Origin of the sequence: Halomonas caseinilytica (assembly GCF_001662305.1) — a bacterium.
In the GTDB taxonomy this organism is placed as follows: Bacteria; Pseudomonadota; Gammaproteobacteria; order Pseudomonadales; family Halomonadaceae; genus Halomonas; species Halomonas caseinilytica.
In genome coordinates this window covers 151,127-167,420 of record NZ_BDEP01000007.1, presented here as the reverse complement: position 1 = coordinate 167,420, position 16,294 = coordinate 151,127, and the positions used below count along the sequence as shown (strand labels likewise).

General features: G+C 64.4%; 15 protein-coding genes. 13 read left to right on the top strand and 2 right to left on the bottom strand.

Annotation, left to right across the window (positions count from 1 at the left end):
* Positions 1–11 precede the first annotated feature (11 nt).
* From A9O65_RS05310 to lipB, 11 genes are all read left to right on the top strand, one after another.
* Positions 12–1,325, top strand: coding sequence for a glutamate-5-semialdehyde dehydrogenase (locus A9O65_RS05310; protein ID WP_064700436.1), 1,314 nt, complete (start codon positions 12–14; stop codon positions 1,323–1,325).
* A complete protein-coding gene (gene nadD / locus A9O65_RS05305; RefSeq protein WP_064701546.1) occupies positions 1,306–1,995 on the top strand; it encodes a nicotinate-nucleotide adenylyltransferase in 690 nt (229 codons plus the stop codon). Before A9O65_RS05310 ends, nadD begins: the two co-directional genes overlap by 20 nt.
* A 136-nt stretch (positions 1,996–2,131) precedes the next feature.
* Positions 2,132–2,503, top strand: a complete 372-nt coding sequence (rsfS, locus tag A9O65_RS05300) for a ribosome silencing factor (RefSeq protein ID WP_064700434.1) — start codon at positions 2,132–2,134, stop codon at positions 2,501–2,503.
* Positions 2,500–2,967 (top strand): 23S rRNA (pseudouridine(1915)-N(3))-methyltransferase RlmH, encoded by a 468-nt coding sequence (gene rlmH, locus A9O65_RS05295; RefSeq protein WP_064700433.1) that lies wholly within the window; start codon positions 2,500–2,502, stop codon positions 2,965–2,967. The genes rsfS and rlmH overlap by 4 nt, the downstream gene beginning before the upstream one ends.
* Before the next feature lie 33 nt (positions 2,968–3,000).
* A complete protein-coding gene (gene mrdA / locus A9O65_RS05290) occupies positions 3,001–4,896 on the top strand; it encodes a penicillin-binding protein 2 (protein ID WP_064701545.1) in 1,896 nt (631 codons plus the stop codon).
* 1 nt (position 4,897) lies between these two features.
* Positions 4,898–6,058, top strand: coding sequence for a rod shape-determining protein RodA (gene rodA / locus A9O65_RS05285; RefSeq protein WP_064700431.1), 1,161 nt, complete (start codon positions 4,898–4,900; stop codon positions 6,056–6,058).
* Between the two features lie 73 nt (positions 6,059–6,131).
* Positions 6,132–7,187 (top strand): lytic murein transglycosylase B, encoded by a 1,056-nt coding sequence (mltB, locus tag A9O65_RS05280; RefSeq protein WP_064700430.1) that lies wholly within the window; start codon positions 6,132–6,134, stop codon positions 7,185–7,187.
* Positions 7,184–8,080, top strand: coding sequence for a septal ring lytic transglycosylase RlpA family protein (locus A9O65_RS05275; RefSeq protein ID WP_064701544.1), 897 nt, complete (start codon positions 7,184–7,186; stop codon positions 8,078–8,080). Before mltB ends, A9O65_RS05275 begins: the two co-directional genes overlap by 4 nt.
* Positions 8,081–8,133: 53 nt before the next feature.
* Positions 8,134–9,363, top strand: a complete 1,230-nt coding sequence (locus A9O65_RS05270; protein WP_425292855.1) for a D-alanyl-D-alanine carboxypeptidase family protein — start codon at positions 8,134–8,136, stop codon at positions 9,361–9,363.
* A 110-nt stretch (positions 9,364–9,473) separates the two neighbouring features.
* On the top strand, positions 9,474–9,788 hold the full coding sequence (locus tag A9O65_RS05265) for an HP0495 family protein (RefSeq protein WP_064700428.1): 315 nt from the start codon (positions 9,474–9,476) through the stop codon (positions 9,786–9,788).
* A gap of 2 nt (positions 9,789–9,790) precedes the next feature.
* Entirely contained in the window at positions 9,791–10,423 is a 633-nt protein-coding gene (lipB, locus tag A9O65_RS05260) for a lipoyl(octanoyl) transferase LipB (protein WP_137055307.1), read from the top strand.
* A gap of 99 nt (positions 10,424–10,522) precedes the next feature.
* Here lipB and lipA read toward each other — a convergent pair whose 3' ends face one another.
* Both lipA and A9O65_RS05250 read right to left on the bottom strand, forming a co-directional pair.
* Entirely contained in the window at positions 10,523–11,590 is a 1,068-nt protein-coding gene (lipA, locus tag A9O65_RS05255; protein ID WP_064700514.1) for a lipoyl synthase, read from the bottom strand.
* A 153-nt stretch (positions 11,591–11,743) separates the two neighbouring features.
* Complete coding sequence (locus A9O65_RS05250) at positions 11,744–12,733, bottom strand: LysR family transcriptional regulator (protein WP_064700513.1); 990 nt, start codon at positions 12,731–12,733, stop codon at positions 11,744–11,746.
* 187 nt (positions 12,734–12,920) lie between these two features.
* On the opposite strand from A9O65_RS05250, the gene A9O65_RS05245 reads away from it, so the two are divergent.
* A complete protein-coding gene (locus A9O65_RS05245; protein WP_064701543.1) occupies positions 12,921–13,733 on the top strand; it encodes an ATP-binding protein in 813 nt (270 codons plus the stop codon).
* A gap of 104 nt (positions 13,734–13,837) precedes the next feature.
* Complete coding sequence (locus tag A9O65_RS05240; RefSeq protein WP_064701542.1) at positions 13,838–16,084, top strand: DUF3141 domain-containing protein; 2,247 nt, start codon at positions 13,838–13,840, stop codon at positions 16,082–16,084.
* Positions 16,085–16,294: the final 210 nt, after the last annotated feature.

Sequence of the window (16,294 nt, the reverse complement as noted above, 5' to 3'; positions counted from 1 at the left end):
TACTCTACGGCATGACTGCGCACGCCACACACTCCGTTATCGGCACCGCCGGGGCCGAGGGCATCGACGATGTCGAGGCCTACATGCAACGTCTCGGGCAAGCTGCCCGCCATGCCGCCACCGCCATGCGGCGCGTCGACACGGCCTCCAAGAACGCGGCGCTGGCTGCCATGGCCCGTCATCTGGAGGCCGCTCGGGCCGAGGTGCTGGCTGCCAACGCACGGGACCTGGACCGGGGGCGGGCCAATGGCCTGGATGCCGCCCTGCTCGATCGGCTGGCGCTCGACGATGCCCGTCTGCAGGGCATGATCGACGGGCTCGCCCAAGTGGCGGCACTGCCGGACCCGGTCGGCGAGATCGATGGCCTGCGCGCGCAGCCCAGCGGCATCCAGGTCGGACAGATGCGCGTGCCGCTCGGCGTGATCGGTATCATCTACGAATCGCGCCCCAACGTCACCCTGGAGGCAGCCAGTTTGTGCCTCAAGTCCGGCAACGCCTGCATTCTACGTGGTGGCTCAGAGGCCAGCGAGTCCAATGCCGCCATCGCCGAGTGCATTCGCCGTGGGCTCGACGAGGCGGGGCTGCCGTCGGCTGCGGTGCAGGTCGTGGCGACCACGGACCGTGCCGCCGTGGGCCGCCTGATCAGCATGCCGGAGTACGTCGACGTGATCATTCCGCGCGGTGGCAAGTCGCTGATCGAGCGAATCACGCGTGAAGCCAGCGTGCCGGTGATCAAGCATCTTGACGGCGTCTGCCATGTCTATCTCGACGCCAGCGCCGATCTCGAGAAGGCTCTGGCCATCGCTGTCAATGCCAAGACCCAGCGCTACGGCACCTGCAATACCCTGGAAACATTGCTGGTCGACGAGCCGCTCGCCGCATCGCTGCTGCCCCGGCTGGCCTCGGCCTATGCCGAGCATGGCGTCGAGCTGAGGGGGTGCGAGCGAACCCGTGCGATCCTCGGTGATGGCGTCGTGCCGGCCAGCGAGGCCGATTGGGAGGCCGAATACCTGGCCCCGGTGCTGGCCATTCGCGTGGTCGATGGCGTCGAGGAGGCCATGGCGCATATCGAACGTTACGGTTCGCGCCACACCGATGCGATCGTCACCGAGAACTACAGCCTGGCCCGGCGTTTCATGACCGAGGTCGATTCCAGTTCGGTGATCGTCAATGCCTCCACTCGCTTCGCCGATGGGTTCGAGTATGGTCTGGGGGCCGAGATCGGCATCTCCACTGATCGGCTGCATGCTCGAGGCCCGGTGGGGCTCGAGGGTCTGACCACACGCAAGTACGTGGTGTTCGGCGATGGCCAGATCCGTAGCTGAGGCGCGACGGCCGCCCCGCATCGCCATGCTGGGCGGCACCTTCGACCCGGTGCACCTCGGCCATCTCCGCTGCGCCGTCGAGCTGCGCGAGATGCTGGCGCTGGATCGCGTGCACATGGTGCCGGCGGCCCGCTCGCCCTTGCGCGATGCGCCCCAGGTAGCGCCGGAGGATCGCCTGGCGCTGCTGCGACTGGGGATCGGCGATACGCCGGGGCTTCTTGCCGACGCTCGAGAGTTCTCCCGCCACGGCCCCTCCTATAGTGCCGATACCCTGGCCGAGCTTCGCGAGGCCTATGGCCCCGAAGCGCGACTGGTCATGGCGCTGGGGCACGATGCCTTCATGCGCTTGCCCGAGTGGCGTCAACCACACCGGCTCTTCGAGCTGGCACATCTGGTGGTGGTCGATCGCCCGGACCATGACGCACCGCTTGGCGAGGCGCTCGAGGAACTGGTGGTCGGTCGCGAGGTCGATGAGGTCGCCGGACTGATGGCCGAGCCGCATGGTCGGCTGCTCAGGCTGACGCTGCCGTCGCGCATGGCCATTTCCGCCACCGAGGTGAGGCGCCGCCTGGCCTGTGGCGAAAGCGTTCGCTATTTGCTGCCCGAGGCGGTGGAGTCGCATGTGCTGGCGCATGGGCTGTATCGGGAAGCGGGCAGAGAAGGCGGCTGAGGCAGCCGGACGACGGCTCCGTGGCCCTGCCGGGCACGAATTTCGTGTGTTTCGGTTGTCGGGCGCTGCCATGCTGGCCGTGAGTCGGTACAATGGAAAGATGAATTCCCCGCTGACGAGGGCAGACACGAAGGGTATGCACATCGACGCACTCAAGACTCTGGTGATGGACGCGCTGGAGGAACTCAAGGCCCGGGACATCGTGCAACTCGATGTCTCTCGATTGACCAGCGTAACGGAACTGATGGTAGTGGCCAGTGGCACGTCCAACCGCCATCTCGCTGCTCTCGCCGACAACCTGATCCAGACCGCCAAGGAAAGTGGCGTGCCGCCGCTCGGTGTCGAGGGAGAAAGCGGCGCCGAGTGGGTGCTGGTGGACCTGGGGGATGTGGTGGTGCATCTGATGATGCCCGAGACCCGGGCGCTCTATGACCTGGAGCGTCTCTGGGCGGATCTGCCCTCGGACGGTCTCGAACCCCTGGAGGAAGAGGCGCACGGCACTTCATGAGGGTCCGTCTGCTGGCAGTGGGGACCCGTATGCCGGACTGGGTGACGCGGGGGGTCGAGGAATACCGCAAACGCCTGCCGCGGGATTTCGCCCTCGAGATCGAGGAGATCTCGCCCGGTGCCCGGGGCAAGAATGCCGATACCCGCCGGGCCGTGGCCCTCGAGGCCGAACGTATCCGTGCCCGCCTCAAGGGTGATGAGTACCGCGTGGCCCTTGAGGTGGGCGGCCGGGCCTGGAGCACCGAGCAGCTCGCCGAGCAGACCGAGCGCTGGCGTCTCGAGGGGCGGGATGTAGCGCTGTTGGTCGGAGGCCCGGAAGGGCTGGACCCCTCGCTTTCCGCCCAGGCCGACCAGCGTTGGTCGCTGTCTCCCTTGACCCTGCCGCACCCATTGGTGCGAATCCTGCTGGCGGAACAGCTGTACCGTGCCTGGACCCTGATGGTCGGCCATCCCTATCACCGTTGAGCGATCCCAAGTGTCCCGAGGGCAGCACCGAGCATGCGTCAGCAACGCGACACCCTGAAGAATCCCGAACAGGAACTTCGCGTCTTCCGCATGCGAGCCTTGCTGGCGGTGGTCGTGGTCATTCTCCTGAGCGGGGGACTGGCCGCGCGCCTGTTCTATCTGCAGGTGGTGCAGCACGAGGTCTTCACCACTCGGTCCGAGAAGAATCGGGTGCGTGTCGAGCCGCTGCCGCCGACCCGTGGCCTCATTTATGATCGCAACGGCCAGTTGCTGGCCGAGAATCGTCCTACCTACAACCTGACCCTGGTGCGTGAGCGGGTCGATGACCTGGACGAGACGCTCTCGCTGCTGGTCGACCTGCTCGATCTGCCCGATGAAGAGGTCGAGGCCTTTCGCGAGCGTTCACGCCAGCGCCAGCGTCCTTTCCAGCCGGCACTGTTGATGAGCGACCTGACCGAAAAGCAGATCGCCCGTCTGGCGGTGAATCGTTACCGCCTGCCCGGCGTCGAGGTGGAAGCGCAGTTGCTACGCTATTACCCGGATGCCGACTTGCTGTCTCACGCCTTGGGGTATGTCGGGCGTATCAATGCCGAAGAGCTCGAGCACCTGGACAGCGGCAACTATGCCGGCACCCATTTCATCGGCAAGACTGGCGTCGAGAACTTCTACGAGAAGGAGCTCCATGGGCAGGCTGGCCTGCGCAAGGTCGAGACCAATGCGCGTGGCCGTGTCCTGAGGGAGCTGGATCATACCGATCCGGTACCCGGCAAGGATCTGACGCTGACCCTGGACAAGCCGCTCCAGAAACTGGCTGTCGACCTGCTGGACGGACGGCGTGGCGCCATCGTGGCCATCGCCCCGCAGACCGGCGAAATCCTGGCCATGGCCTCGGTCCCCGGCTTCGACAGCAACCAGTTCGTCACCGGCATTGATGTGGCCTCCTATCGCGCCCTGCAGCAGGATCTCGACCTGCCGCTGTTCAATCGCGCCGCTCGTGGCAGCTATCCGGCCGGCTCGACGATCAAGCCGTTCATGGCCATGGCCGGCTTGCGAGAGGGCGTGATTACTCCGGAAGAGACGATCTACGATCCCGGCTACTATGAGTTGCCCAACGATGATCGTCGTTATCGCAACTGGCTGCGCTGGGGGCACGGGCGCGTGGATCTCGAGCGTGCCCTGGAGGTGTCCAACAACACCTATTTCTACTCCCTGGCCCATGATCTGGGCATCGATCGGATCCACGACAACCTGGCCCGTTTCGGTTTCGGCCAGCGCACCGCCTATGACGTATATGGGCAGGGAGCTGCCTTGCTGCCCTCCCGTGAGTGGAAAAAAGAGCGTTTCAATCAGTCGTGGTATCCAGGCGAGACGCTGTCGGTAGGCATCGGTCAAGGCTATCTGCAGATTACGCCCCTGCAGCTGGCGACCGCCACGGCAGTGCTGGCCAATCGCGGGGACTGGGTCCGCCCGCGCTTGGCCCTCGAGGTCGGCGATGAGCCGGTGCCGACCGACTTGCCGGATACGCCACCGGATATCCAGGTCAACAACGAGAACTGGTGGGACCGGGTGTTTTCGGGCATGGAGAAGGTGATGTCCGGCAATGAGGGAACGGCACGCCGCAGCGGCAGAGGGCTGGAGTATCGCATGGCGGGCAAGTCGGGCACCGCTCAGGTGTTCTCGCTGGGCCAGGACGAGAAGTACAACGCTGAAGAACTCAAGGAACGGTTGCGCGACCATGCGCTTTTCATGGCGTTCGCACCGGTGGAGGATCCGCAGATCGCCGTGTCGGTGATCGTCGAGAACGCGGGGGGCGGCAGTAGCCATGCTGCCGGCCTGGCGCGCGCCATGACCGATTTCTGGCTGCTCGAGCGTCATGGCGGTGACGCCGCGGACGACAAGGCCGAGGGTGACGAGGCGCAAGGAGACTGAAATGGCGAGGTTCGATCTACCCATGGGCATGCGTGGTCACCCCGTTCGTCCGCCACGCAGCGGCATGTCGCGTCGGCGCAGCCTGTGGGAACGTATCCACCTGGATCCCTGGCTGCTGGGATTGCTGCTGCTGTTGATGCTCTCGGGGCTGGTGGTGCTCTATAGTGCCAGTGGGCAGAATCTCGACATGGTGATTGCCCAGGGGCTGCGTTTCGGCGTGGCCTTGGGGGTAATGGTGGTGATCGCTCAGTTCTCTCCGGCCACCTTGTATCGCTGGGCATTGCCGGCCTACCTGGTGGGCGTGTTGATGCTGGTAGCGGTGGAAGTCATGGGTGACATGGGCATGGGAGCCCAGCGCTGGCTGGAGATCCCCGGCGTGATCCGCTTCCAGCCCTCGGAGATGATGAAGCTGGCGATGCCGTTGATGGTCGCGGCCTGGCTGAGTCGACGCCCCTTGCCGCCAGGATGGCGGGAGCTGGTGGTGTGCGCCCTGCTGATCGGGGGGCCGGTGCTGCTGATCGCGCGGCAGCCCGATCTTGGCACCTCGTTGTTGGTGGCCACGGCGGCGATCTTCGTGATCCTGCTGGCGGGGCTTTCCTGGCGCATCATCTTCGGTCTGATCCTGCTGGCTGCCGCCGCGTTGCCCTTGCTGTGGATGAACATGCACAACTATCAGCGCCAGCGCGTATTGACCTTCCTGTCTCCCGAGACCGACCCGCTCGGCGCCGGCTGGAACATCATCCAGTCGACCACTGCACTCGGTAGCGGTGGGCTCTGGGGCAAGGGATGGCTGCACGGTACCCAGTCGCAGCTGGAGTTTCTGCCAGAGCGTCATACTGACTTCATCGTGGCGGTACTGGGCGAAGAATTCGGCCTGGTGGGCATGCTGGCCTTCATCTTCCTCTATCTGCTGATCGTCTGCCGCGGGCTGTGGCTGGCGGGCACGGCGCAGGAGACCTTCGGGCGCCTGCTGGCCGGGAGCATCATCCTGACATTCTTCATCTATGTCTTCGTCAATATCGGCATGGTGAGCGGTATCCTGCCGGTGGTCGGCGTGCCGCTGCCACTGGTCAGTTTCGGTGGAACCTCCAGCGTGACCTTGCTGGCCGGTTTCGGTATTCTCATGGCGATTCATGCGCATCGCCGTCTGCTGCCGCGCTAGGCGTTGCCTGATCGGTGTTGTCTGAACAGTCGACGAGCGCAGGCGTGGGTTCAGGGTTCAAGGAGAAGAGACGATGACGAGGACGTCACGGAGCGTGGGACGGATCCTGATGGCGAGTGGCTGCCTGATGCTGGCCAGTGCCACGGCGCTGGCTGGAGACTTCGACCCGCGGAATGGCGAGGTCAAGCGGCTGGTCGACGAGGTGAGCGCCGAGGGCGTCGACCGAGCCTGGCTGGAAAAGGCCATGGGCGAGGCGGATTTCAGCCAGGAAGTGCTGGATGCCATGTCCGGTGCGGCGGAGCACCATCTGGTATGGCACGAATATCGCGATATTTTCCTGGACGAGGCACGTGTTGCCAAGGGCGTGCGCTTCATCGAACAGCATCGTGATGCCTTTGAACGCGCAGAGCACGACTACCAGGTGCCGCCCGAGATCATCGCGGCCATTCTTGGTGTCGAGACGCGTTATGGAGAGGTGACAGGACATCATCGCGTGCTGGATTCGCTCTCGACGCTGGCGTTCCACCATGACACCCGAGGCGATTTCTTCCGCGGCGAGTTGGCCGCCTTTCTGGAGATCGCCTATGAGCAGGATGTCGAGCCGGGCGATCTCGAAGGCTCCTATGCCGGCGCCATGGGCTATCCGCAGTTCATTCCCACCAGCTATCGCGCCTACGCGGTGGACTTCGATGGCGACGGAGCGCGTAATCTGTGGACCGACCCGGTGGATGCCATCGGCAGTGTCGGCAACTATTTCGCTAAGCATCGCTGGCAGGGCGATGCCCCGATCTATCGGAATGCCGAAGGGCCAGCTGAACCGCCCGCCGATCTCGACTTCAATCAGGCGCGCAAGCCCTATGTCTCGGTCGATCGACTGCGCGAGGCCGGCATCACGCCGGTGGCGCCGTTGCCCTCGGATACTCGGGTGATTCCGCTGGCGCTGGAGCAGGCCGATGGCAGTTACCGTTATCGCCTCGGTCTCGATAACTTCTACGTCATTACCCGCTACAACCACAGTTACCTGTATGCCATGGCCGTCACCGAACTCGCCGAGGCGATCGCCGAGGCGCGCGGTGCGCCGACGCACTGGTTCGAGTCGACGGCGGTCGAATCCGAGGAGCGTCCATGAAGTCTTGGTGGAGCATCGTGTGTGTCGGCCTTCTGCTGGCCGGGTGTGCCGGCGATGGTGGGCACCGCGCAGTGAAGGAAGCAGGCGGAGAGGCCGCGTCGGCCGACGAGGCCGGAGGCCGTTATGCAATGTCCAGCGATGCCTATCCCCAGGAACCGCCGGATGTCAGCCGAGTGCCTGATGCCGTGCCACGCCCTGAACCGCGCTCGCGTGCCGGCAACAAGGCCACCTACGAGGTGTGGGGCAAGACCTATCATGTCCTGCCCGATGCCAGCGGTTACGAGCGCCGGGGGACGGCCTCCTGGTATGGCAAGAAGTTTCATGGCTACGCCACGTCCAATGGCGAGATCTATGACATGTACAAGATGAGCGCCGCTCATCGCAATCTGCCATTGCCGTCTTACGCTCGCGTGACCAACCTCGACAACGGGCGTTCGGTGATCGTCAGGGTGAATGATCGTGGCCCCTTTCACAGCGAAAGGGAGATCGACCTGTCCTATGCGGCGGCGGCGCGCCTGGATATTCTCGACCGAGGAACCGGCCGCGTCAGGGTCGAGGCCATCGATCCCGAAACCTGGCAGGCCGATCAGGGCGGGGAGGCAACCGCCTCGCCAGACAGTGCCGAGCGGCGCCCGGTGGCGAAGGCTGCCGACCGAGGCGCCTCCGAGCCCATCTACCTCCAGGTGGCGGCGCTCGGTTCGGCGGACAATGCCGAAGCACTCAAGGACCGGCTGGAAGGGACCTTGTCTCAACCGGTCCGGATCGCCAGTGCTGCCGGGCTTTATCGTGTTCAGGTCGGTCCCCTGCAACACACCGATCAGGTCGGACCCGTGCGCGGCCAGTTGCGTCGCGTCGGCTTCGACAAGGCCTTTATCGTCAACGGCGCTGACTGACCGGCGCCATAGCCAGTGATTATCCTGTGATGCACCCGAAGAGATTGCCATCCATGAAAGTGTCGTGCTTGTTTTCCTTCCGCCGGCTGATGCCGGCCCTGTTGGCATGCTGCTCCCTGGTCGCCGCGCCGACGCAGGCGCAGGAGGCATCGCCGTCTCCCCAGCCACAGGTACAGCCTCAGCCGCAGACCATGATTCCCGCGCCGCCGCGCCTGGCCGCGACCTCTTGGATCCTGATGGATGCCGGCAGCGGCCGGGTGATCGCCCAGCACAACCCTGACGAGCGATTGCCGCCGGCGAGCCTGACCAAGCTGATGACCGCCTATCTGGTAGAGCGCGAACTCAACAAGGGCAATATTTCTCCCGATGACCTGGTGCCGGTCAGCGAGAAGGCCTGGCGTACCGGCGGCTCGAAGATGTTCATCGAGGTCGGTGAACGGGTGCCGGTCAGCGAGTTGCTGCATGGCATTGTCATTGTCTCGGGCAATGACGCCAGTGTGGCCATGGCCGAGTATCTGGCGGGCGGCACCGAGCCTTTCGCCGATATCATGAACCAGCATGCGGCACGGCTGGGCATGGAGAACACCCATTTCGTCAACCCCACCGGCCTGCCGCACGACAATCACTATTCCTCCGCCCGGGATCTGGCACTGCTGTCGCGTCACATCATCAACGATTATCCCAAGCACTACAGCATGTATCGCCAGAAGCACTTTACCTATGGCGGTATCGATCAGCCCAACCGCAATAGCCTGCTGTGGCGCGACAGCAGCGTGGACGGCCTGAAGACCGGCTGGACCGAGGCGGCAGGCTACTGCCTGGTATCGTCGGCCAAGCGCGAAGACATGCGCCTGATCTCGGTGGTCATGGGGACCGACTCGGCAGAGGCGCGGGTCCAGGAGTCCCAGAAGCTGCTGAGCTATGGGTTCCGTTATTTCGAGACCCTCAAGCTCTATGACAAGGGCGCGGTGCTCAATACTTCACGCGTCTGGGGCGGCGACAAGGACGAGCTGAAGATCGGCGTCGACAAGGACGTCTTCATGACGGTTCCCCGGGACCGTAACGAAGAACTCACTGCCAAGCTCGACATTCGCCAGGATCTGACGGCGCCGATCGAGGCCGGAGAGACCATCGGCACCATGGAAGTGCGCCTGGGCGACGAAGTCGTCGGCAAGCGTGACTTGCTGGCGCTGGAAGATGTCGAGGAGGGCGGTTTCTTCAAGCGCCTCATCGACAAGATTCATCGCTTCTTTGCCAACCTGATGGGCGGCTTCTTCGACTGAGTCAGGTGAGATGCCGGAGCTTCCCCATTCCTGACCAACCCGTGTCTCGCTCTTGGTGGCGGGGCACGGGTTGCGTAGAATGAGCGCAGATACTTTCATCAAGGTGCGGGATGAACGACAAGCCCCTGCGCGATTTGCGCCAACCGAGTGCTGCCAGCCCCAGAGGCGAGCCACCGAAAATCACCTTCCCCTGCGACTACCCGCTCAAGGTGGTGGGCGATGCCGACGAGGAATTCGTCGCCATGGTCTGCCAGACGATCACGCGGCATGATCCGACATTCGACCCGAAAGACATCCAGGTCGTGGATAGCCGCAATGGTCGTTTCCAGTCGGTGAGGCTGACGATGCGGGCCACCAGCGAAGAACAGCTCCAGGCCTTGTTTACCGAGCTCAAGGGCAGTGGCCTCGTGCACATGGTGGTTTGAGCGTGGAGGCCATTCAGGTACACCGCCTGGGGCGCCGCCCCTATGAACCCGTCTGGCGGGCGATGCGGGATATCACCGATCAGCGGGATGCCTCGACGCCGGATCAGCTCTGGCTGGTCGAGCATGATCCGGTCTTCACCCAGGGGCGGGCCGGCAAGCCGGAACATGTGCTGATGCCCGGCGACATCCCGGTGGTGGAGACCGACCGAGGCGGGCAAGTGACTTATCATGGCCCCGGCCAGATCGTTGCCTATCCGCTGCTGGATGTGCGGCGTGCTGGGCTGGGTGTGCGTGACCTGGTCAGTTGCCTGGAGCGGGCGGTCATCGCCTTGCTCGCCGAGTGGCATGTGGAGGCACATGCCAGGCCCGATGCGCCTGGTGTCTACGTGGGCGAGGCCAAGATCGCGTCATTGGGGCTGCGCATTCGGCGCGGTGCCAGCTTCCATGGCGTGGCCCTCAACATCGATGGTGATCTCTCGCCCTTCGAGCGTATCAATCCCTGTGGCTATGCCGGCATGGCGATGACGCGCGTGGCGGATGTGGTCGCGGATGCCCCCGATGTAGCGACGGCCGGGACACGCCTTGCCTATTGTCTGGCTCGGGAGCTCGGTCGCGAGCTGTCATTCGTCGACTGAGTCGGCGAATGCCGTGCTTCGGCAAGAGGCGTTTTTCGGTGGTTGTCATGCAAGACGCCGGCTCTTCGGGCCGGCGTCTTCGTCGTGCGAGAGGGGCGATCAGCCGACGTTGAGGGTCGGGATCAGATTTGGGTCCGCTTCCTGCTTCGACTGGCCGGGCACCTTGCCTGGCGAGGCCAGCTCGAGCCCCAGATTGTTATTCTCGAAGACCCGATCGGCGCGGTAGCTGGAACGCACCAGCGGTCCGGAGGGGACTTCCATGAAGCCTTTCTCGAGTCCGAGTTGACGGTAACGCTCGAATTCCTCGGGTGTCACCCAGCGTTCCACCGGCAGGTGGTTGCGGGTGGGGCGAAGGTATTGCCCAAGGGTGACGATGTCGACGCCGATGGCACGCAGGTCATCGAAGGTCTGGAGGATTTCCTCGTCGGTCTCGCCGAGGCCGAGCATCAGGCTGGTCTTGGTGATCACGCCGGGGCGGTGGCGCTTGGCATGAGCCAGTACATCCAGCGTCTTGCGATAGCCGGCCCGGGGGTCGCGGACCCGGTGGGTCAGGCGTTCCACGGTCTCGACGTTCTGGGCGAAGACCTCGAGACCGGAATCGACGACGCGCTCGATGGCGTCGGGTACGGCGTCGAAGTCGGGCGTCAGCGCCTCGACCGCGACCTCGGGGGTGCGGGCCTTGATGGCGCGGATGCAGTCGGCGTAATGGGTGGCGCCGCCATCGGGAAGGTCATCCCGGTCCACCGAGGTCAGCACGACATAGCGCAGCCCCATCAGCTCGACCGACTTGGCGGTGTTCTCGGGCTCCTCGGCATCCAGCCAGCCCTTGGGATTGCCGGTATCCACGGCGCAGAAGCGGCAGGCGCGGGTGCATACCGAGCCCATCAGCATGATGGTGGCGGTCCCGTTGCTCCAGCACTCACCCATGTTGGGGCAGTGCGATTCGGCACAAACGGTGCTGAGCCGGTGTTCATCGACGTTGCGTTTCACGGCGTCGAATCTTTCGCCACCGGGTATCTGCGCACGCAGCCACTTCGGCTTGCGGCCGAGGCTGGCATTGTCCTCTTGCTGACTGCGTTGCTTCATGCCGTCCTTGATCGCGGTCGCACCGTGCTCGTTACGGTACTTTTCTCCGCTGGACACCTTATTGACGGTCCTGTTGCTCATGATCTGCAAGCCTCTCCATTCGGCGGCTGTGCGTCACGCCCATGCGGTCGTGGGGTGTCCGCGTCAACGAAGCGGGACGGCCGGCGTCGGGCATGGCGTGTATACATGTTGGGCGCTAACTTACCATATTCGCCACTGGCCTGGACAGGAGGGTCAGGAACGAGCGGTATCCGGTAGACAGGCGACGCCGTGACTGGGCAATGGCGAGGGGGCGGCAGTGAAATGCGCGTGCAGTTCGTCGAGATGGTCGCGCACGAAGCGCAGGAAGAGCTCGGTGACCGGTGTAGGAAAGCGCTCGCGGTGATAGACGGTACACCAGGAGTGGCGCAGCGGAAAGCCTGGCAAGGGCAAGTGCTCGAGCAGCCCGGCCTCGAGTTCCAGGCGCACGGCCAGGCGCGGCAGGACGGCAACGCCGAGCTGCGCCATGACGCCCTGCTTGACCGCTTCGTTGGTCCCCATCTCGATGATGTGGGGCAGGTCGACGTCTTCGGCGGCGGCATGCTCTTCCAGCGCTCCGCGAACCCCGGAGCCGGATTCGCGCATCAGAACGTAGTGGCGCGCGAGATCCTCGAGGCTGGGGTGTCGGGTCTTCAGCAGTGGATGGCCGGGCCAGACCACGGGGATCATCTCGTTGTCGAGAATCGGCATGAACACCAGGTCGTCGTCTTCGGGCACTCGCGCCATGATGACCAGGTCGTCGCGTTGCTCGGTCAGGCGTGCCAGGGCCTGGGCGCGATTGCAGACCTGCAGGCGAATCTGGACGTTGGGATAGTGGGCGCGGAAACGGGCAAGCAGGTGGGGCACCACGTATTGTGCCGTCGAGACGGCGGCCAGGTTGAGCTCTCCGTGGATGGTGCCGGCCAAATCGGAGAGGCTCATCTGCAGCCGTGATACCTGCTCGAAGATACTTTGCGCCGAGTTGGCCAGAGCGTCAGCGGCGGGCAGCATGTGCAGTGTACGGCCGGCGTACTTGAACAGAGGTTGGCCGAGGGCCTGTTCGAGCTGGCGAATCTGAGCGCTGACCGCCGGCTGCGTCAGGCCGAGGGTCTCTGCTGCCCGGGAGTAGGATTGTCGTTCGTAGACGGCACGAAACACCTGGAGCTGGCGGAAGGTGAGGCGGTTGAGCAGCTTGGGGGTGGTCATGGTGTCGTCCATCGAGCCGGGACGCGGAGGCGTCCAGTCTGTCGGCCCATCATGCTAGCATCGCGGCTCGTTGTACGGCTATCCAGGAGCGTCCACGCCCATGCGTCTCTCACCGTTTTCTTGCCCTCTTGTGGCAGGCCGCGGCGTTGCCGCTCTGCGAGTGCGACAGGCCTGCGCCGAGCGGGGCATGCAGCCTGTGGCCGCGCGTGGTACCGAGAGCTCGCTCATCGAGGAGGCGCGAGCCGCGGGGTGCGACGCCTTGCATCCCGGAGAGTGCGATGCGGCCCGGCAGGCGGCGCTTGCCGAACGTTGCCGACATCTCGGGCTGCGTTTTCTGGGGGGCGAGCCCAGGTTGCTGGATGCCATGGCGGAAGGGCGGGTCATGCGCCAGAAGATGCGCGAGGCGGGGCTTCCCCTGGCGGCTTCGGAGCCAGGCGGTGAGGTCATCGCGATTTCCCTGCTGGCCGACCGCTTTGGGCGGGTTCTCTATCTGTCTCCCCGCCGGCATCGTGACCACATCTCAATGGCGCCGCTGGGTGAGTTGACGAAGGAGCGTTATCGCTATCTGGGGGAACTGGCGGCGCGTGGCATCGCCAGGCTCGGTGTGGTCGGGCTCGTCGAGGCACGCTTTCGCATCGAGGGCAATCGTCTTGGCTTCCTGGACATGCGCCCCGGCCCGACCGGCGACGAGGCGCTGGACGAGGTCTTGATGGGGGTGGACCCGCTGGTCGAACAGTTGCGCGTGCTGTCCGGGGAGAGACTGCGGGAACGGCAGTCGAGATTGGCCGTCAACGGGCAGGCTCGCCTGTGGCGGCTCGTGCCGCCCTCGGGGGGCGTGCTCACTGGCGGTCCCGGCGTGCGCCTGGATCGCTGCGAAGAGGGCGGCGAGGCCAGGTTGGTGGTCTGGGGACGTCGTTCGGGAGATGTCGAGACGCGTGCCCGGCGAGTCTTTGTCGAATGGTGGGGAGAGTCGGAAGCCCGGCGCTGGCTGGCCATCTGACGCAAGGAGTGCGTGTCGGCATTTCCCTTGTGGCAGGGGATTCGCTATATTGCATTGCAGCAATCGGGTTGTCCGCCGGTTCCGCCCATGCCAGGAGTCCCGCGATGTATGCCATGATGCCTCCCTCACCATCCACGGCGATGTTTCTGCTGGATCCGTTCGGTTTCAACCGCGCTGCCTGCGATTACTGGGGCGATGCTCTGGAACGGGCCACGCTCTACCTGGATGTCATGCGCCAGCGTGGCAACCAGTATCTCGAGCATATCGAAAAGACCAAGCCCAATGTGCTCGGCTTCGAGGCTGAGGTGCTGCTCGATGGCCGCGATCTGCCAAGCCCGGTGAACTATGAGCTGTTGCGGATCCAGCCGCCGGACGGCGTCGAGGTCGATCCAACCAGCCGGCCTTTCGTCGTGGTCGATCCGCGCGCCGGGCATGGTCCGGGCATTGGTGGCTTCAAGCCCGACAGTGAGGTCGGGGTCGCGTTGCGGGCCGGACATCCATGCTATTTCATCGGCTTTCTGCCGTTCCCCGTGCCGGGCCAGAAAGTCGAGGACGTGGTCGAGGCAGAAATCGCCTTTCTGCGTCATGTCATCGACTGCCATCCCGACACCTCCGAGAAACCCATGGTGGTGGGCAACTGCCAGGCGGGCTGGCAGATCATGATGGCCGCGGCTCTGGAGCCCGAGGTGTTCGGCCCGATCCTGATTGCCGGCGCGCCCTTGTCGTACTGGGCCGGCGAGCGAGGGCGCGCTCCGATGCGCTATACCGGCGGGCTGGTCGGGGGAAGCTGGATGACCGCGTTGCTCGGTGACCTGGGCGCCGGCCTCTTCGATGGTGCCTGGCTGGTACAGAATTTCGAGCGTCTCAATCCGGCCAACACCTGGTGGGACAAGCAGTATCGCCTCTATGCCAACGTCGACACCGAAGCCGGTCGCTATCTGGACTTCGAACGCTGGTGGGGTGGGCATGTAGTGCTGGGGGCCGACGAGATTCAGTACATCGTCGACAATCTCTTCATCGGCAACCGGCTGTCCACCGCGCAACTGGTGACCTCGGACGGGCGGCGCATCGACCTGCGCAACCTGCGCTCGCCGGTGGTGGTGTTCTGTTCCCGCGGGGATGACATCACGCCTCCGCCCCAGGCGCTGGGATGGGTGCGTGATCTGTATGAAGACACCGAAGACCTCGTCGCCAACGAGCAGACCATCGTCTACTGCGTGCACGACAGCACCGGCCACCTCGGTATCTTCGTCTCGGGCAGCGTGTCGCGGCGCGAGCACACCGAGTTCACCGCCAACATGGACTATATCGATGTCTTGCCGCCGGGGCTTTACGAAACCACGGTGACGCCGGCCGAGGCGCACTCGGACGCCGAGCTGATCGAGCGGGACTATCTGCTCGAGTTTCAGCGTCGCGAGGTCGAGGATCTCGACCGTGAGGTGCAGCATCGTCCGGACGACGACCGTCGTTTCGCCACGGTGGCAAGGCTCTCCGATATCAACCTGGGGCTGTATCGACTCTTCTGGCAGCCCTGGGTGAAGGCGCTGGCGACGCCGGAGACAGCACGCTGGATGCGGAGAATGCATCCGAATCGGTTGGGCTATCATCTGTTGTCGGATCGCAATCCCATGATGGGAGCGGTCCCGGTGCTGGCCGACCGAGTGCGGCGCGAGCGCCATCCGGTCGGCGACGACAATGTCTTCCGAGGTCTGGAAGGCATCATGTCCAGCGGTATCTCCCAGGGATTGGAGACCTGGCGACTGTATCGCGACGGCCTCATCGAGCAGAGCTTTTTGGCATTCTATGGACAACCCGTGCTGCAGGCGTTGGTGGGCCTGAATGGCGATGCCCAAGCGCTGCGTCGTCGGCCCGGTGCCGAGCCCGAGCATCGGCGTTTCATCGAGCAGCGACGTCGTGCCACTCGCGACAGGATCGCTGAAGGAGGGGATCACGAAGCGGTGATGCGTTCGGTGATCTATGTGCTCGGTGGTGCGCCGGCCAGTGACGAACGCAACTTCAAGCGGCTGCGTGCGTCGCGGGCCGAACTCGAGCCTGGTATCCAACTCGCCGAGTTCAAGCATCTGGTGCGGGAGCAGTTCTTCATTCTCAAGCAGGATCGTGACGCCGCGCTGAACGCGATTCCGACATTGTTGTCGGGCAAGAGCACCAAGCAGATCGAGGCCCACCTGGAACACATCGAGCATGTGCTGGCTGCCAGTGGAGAGCTTTCCGAGCGTGCCGCGGCGCGCTTCGAACGGGTGCGTGAGCTTTTCGAGTCGGCCAAGCCAAAGCGTAGCGGCGGACGCGCGCGAGCACGGCGACCGGAGACGCCCGCTGGACGCGAAGGCTGAACGCATCGGCATCTAGCCTGACACCCCCGCCGGCTTGCCGACGGGTGTGTTTCGTTGACAACGCTACCCGACTTCGCTTGTGATTCCCTTCGGCCTCGGGCTAGGTTCTAGGTTCATAGGTCGCGACTGGCGTGAAGACGAGCGCTGGGGTAGGGTAAGCGCATTTTTCACCGCTGAAGACGAAGGGAAACACTGCTCGAATGCCTGCGC